The organism is Arthrospira sp. PCC 8006, from assembly GCF_046480465.1.
Classification (GTDB): domain Bacteria; phylum Cyanobacteriota; class Cyanobacteriia; order Cyanobacteriales; family Microcoleaceae; genus Limnospira; species Limnospira platensis.
Map to the genome: position 1 here is coordinate 1 of NZ_PKGG01000365.1, position 3,089 is coordinate 3,089.

A 3,089-nucleotide genomic window follows, 5' to 3' on the forward strand; every position below is an offset into this window, starting at 1 on the left:
GAACACGTGGTGATTATCAAGGCTCTGCAATTATTAAGCTAACTAAACAATCACAGTTTAGAGTTCAGCTATCCGGTAATCCAATGTTTTGGTATGGTTGTCGCCAAATTGCAGCCAGAATCAAATCACCTAACACAATCAACAATCAACAATTAACTAAGGAAGAGTAATCATGAGTATTGGATATTACGGTAAAAGAGATGACGATAAATTCGCGTTTTGTAGTGCAGTTAAATCTGGAGAATCAGGCACATTCCTGGAAATTACTAGCGCTATGTTTCTCGTACAGCAACCTCACCTATGGCTCGTTGGTGTCGGATTAAGCGGTGATTTTCAGAACTTTAATGACAGAAGCTGGAAATTTGAGGAACAATTAATTGCTGTACGTTTCTGCATTGAAGAATATTCAAGCGAGTATCAAGGGAAAAACGGAAGTACAAGCCAACCTCAGTAGAATTAGCACTACTTCACCTAGTCGAAGGTGACAAGCTGCTAACTAACGGCACGATGATGTTTACCGGAACTGTAAATCTAGGACAATCAGCCACACGGGTAGCCGAGCGACTCCTTGAATTAGATAATACCACTGATTCAAATGATTTTGATTCAGCCAATAATAAGCACGATTTAGCGGAATTTATTCTTGAATACAGTACAGCGTTAGATACCTTTGAATCTACTATTTCTGGCTACACTCTACAAGAAGCCATTGATTTTGTTGAGTTAAAGTCTGGCAAAAAAAATGGTGGCTTTGGTGGTAAACCCAAATCCAAAACCTGGGAATAACGAGTATATTTTACTGCTAAAATCCTTGACTATGAACCTGATTTTGACAGCTTATACAACAAGGTTCAAAAATTAGACCCTGATACCCTAATCGCGTTAATTGAGCTGATGAAACTCAGCTAATTAACATAAAATATTCCCCCAATATTGGGGGGATAACTACCAGACAGCAAGCCAACACACTAAGAGGTTACTACCATGTCTGAGGACTATGTTGATTATAGACTAATACGCGATTCAATGGCAGATGAGTTAGAGGAAATAATTGTTGACGGTACATTAGGGACACAAGTTGAGTCAATATGTAGGGCTTGTGCTATCCTACCCTATCCGGATGTTCAATTCCCAATTATTACTAGCTTTATTTGCTCACCTGTTACGCTAATGTCAACCGCTGGGTGTCTGTTTCTTTGGGGGTCTAGTGGAACGGGTAAAAGCCAGATAGCTACTATTGCGGCTTCACTGTATCGCACCGACACAGTGTTAGCTAACAGCACATTTGCTTCACTGAGAAACAAGCAAGATACAGCCAGAAAGATATTGATATTACGACCCGTTACAAAGGGAGTTTGAACGTAATTTTTTATTGGTTTGGGAGGATATCACCCCCCAATTTATTAATTGAAAATGAAAATATGCTTTCACTGTTTAAAGTCTTAAACAGGAAAAATAGTCGAATAACAATTAGCAGCCAAACACCCGGTCACAACATGATTTTTAATGCTTTCGCTTTAAAAGTAATTAACTCAATACATCCTTTATGGACGTTTTGGGAACTTAACGAACTTAAAATAAGGATGTTTCCTATGTGGTTTAAAAAGAGACAATCAATGACAAGTTAAGAATCTGCAGGGAATCAATTTGAATTGTCAGAACTTTCGGATATTGAGGATATAAATCTTGGTAATATATCATCTCGCTTAGAAATTTTTTGGAGAGATATGAATAATTGCACTAATTACGCTAAAACCAAAAGAGGACTACAAAAAAGGAAACAAGATATAGCTAACTACAGATTATCCATTGATGTAATTGCTACTCATTCAATGATATACAAAACATCAATAGATAATTAAATCAAAGCATTTAACCGTTACTGGGAATTAGCAGAAACCAAAATATTCGCAGTATCTAGCGGAACAGAACAATTCTTAGACCATTTTATCGCTCCAAGTATTGAGAGCAAAACTAAGCAAAATAAGCCAGCCACAAAAGCAGGTTTTCCTGAATTAATCGAACCATTTACAGACATTGATCCTAAGACTCTGAAGATAGCCATAGAAACCGCCAAAAATGATGGTTATTTAGATTCAAGGGTTACTGTTAATGAATTAACCAATTTCATGAAAAACAGAGGATATCACATGATTAATGTCAACGGTAAAAACCTGTGGAAGCAAATCATTTGACTTCCAATTAGTTCATTGACCTAGGAGAATAACACAATGATGGCAGATATCAACAATCAGATGTTTGTGAAGTTTAATACTATGGTAGACAGTTTAGTTTACAACATTAATAAAGAAGATGGTTTGGCTACATTAAAGTCAATACTAGATGATTGCGAAAAAGAATTAACCATTACTGAACTTAAAAAGCAATTGCTGATTAAGGAACTGAATTACACAAAGCACTTAATAGATAAAGTCCAGTAAATACCCGTCCGCGATGACGGTAAACTACGGCAAACAACACACTAATAGGATAAAACCATGACAATTGACTTGGGTAAACTACTTAACCCAAATACCTATCTTAGTGATAGGTTAAGCAGCAAGCTAGTCTCTATATTGGACGCTGTAGAACTTGCCGATTGTCCTACACAATTTGATGAATGTCGTCTGTTGGAGCTTGAAAGCACTTTTCTGGTTATGCACAATTCCTTGATTACAGCAATCAATTAATTGTTGGACTAAAAAATCAAGCAATACGAATAAGAAAATGACGATGAGTTTTAATCATGCCATAAATCCTCAAGTAAGTTAAATAATTTCGTCAAAACAGGAAACACAAAACCATGAACTAAGAACAAGCAAGGTTAATGGTGATCGCGGAATTAGCACGTGATATTTACGCTCAAATGATGTCACGATATATCCCCTACGCTAACCAAGATACCAGGATGAAATTAGCCGAAATAGCTCATAACGCCGCTGTTGATTTTATGACGGTATAGAAAAAATGGGTATCGTCTCAAGAGACAGTTATTCAACCAGTATCATTTATGTCCGACTTTAGTGGCAATGGTTACAGTAGCGATATCTTTATGGGGGGTGACTTCAATGCCTAAGTTATTACCAGTA

The 3,089-nt window shown here is 36.8% G+C and carries 4 protein-coding genes and 1 pseudogene; all 5 read left to right on the forward strand.

Features of this window, described 5'->3' with window-relative positions; translation table 11 throughout:
• Nucleotides 1-172: 172 nt before the first annotated feature.
• The 5 genes and pseudogenes from B9T16_RS27310 to B9T16_RS27330 all read left to right on the forward strand — a co-directional run bounded on the left by B9T16_RS27310 (nucleotide 173) and on the right by B9T16_RS27330 (nucleotide 3,076).
• Nucleotides 173-454, forward strand: coding sequence for a hypothetical protein (locus tag B9T16_RS27310; RefSeq protein ID WP_006616301.1), 282 nt, complete (start codon nucleotides 173-175; stop codon nucleotides 452-454).
• 53 nt (nucleotides 455-507) lie between these two features.
• On the forward strand, nucleotides 508-786 hold the full coding sequence (locus tag B9T16_RS27315) for a hypothetical protein (RefSeq protein WP_410246248.1): 279 nt from the start codon (nucleotides 508-510) through the stop codon (nucleotides 784-786).
• 1,445 nt (nucleotides 787-2,231) lie between these two features.
• A complete protein-coding gene (locus B9T16_RS27320; protein ID WP_006616304.1) occupies nucleotides 2,232-2,441 on the forward strand; it encodes a hypothetical protein in 210 nt (69 codons plus the stop codon).
• Nucleotides 2,442-2,498: 57 nt separating this feature from the next.
• On the forward strand, nucleotides 2,499-2,690 hold the full coding sequence (locus tag B9T16_RS27325) for a hypothetical protein (protein ID WP_014274621.1): 192 nt from the start codon (nucleotides 2,499-2,501) through the stop codon (nucleotides 2,688-2,690).
• A gap of 137 nt (nucleotides 2,691-2,827) precedes the next feature.
• Nucleotides 2,828-3,076, forward strand: a pseudogene (locus B9T16_RS27330) (hypothetical protein).
• Nucleotides 3,077-3,089: the final 13 nt, after the last annotated feature.

Excerpts from the sequence above, each read along its gene's own strand:
- B9T16_RS27315 (WP_410246248.1), top strand. The coding sequence starts at position 508 with ATGATGTTTACCGGAACTGTAAATCTAGGACAATCAGCCACACGGGTA.
- B9T16_RS27320 (WP_006616304.1), top strand. The coding sequence starts at position 2,232 with ATGATGGCAGATATCAACAATCAGATGTTTGTGAAGTTTAATACTATG.
- B9T16_RS27310 (WP_006616301.1), top strand. The coding sequence starts at position 173 with ATGAGTATTGGATATTACGGTAAAAGAGATGACGATAAATTCGCGTTT.
- B9T16_RS27325 (WP_014274621.1), top strand. The coding sequence starts at position 2,499 with ATGACAATTGACTTGGGTAAACTACTTAACCCAAATACCTATCTTAGT.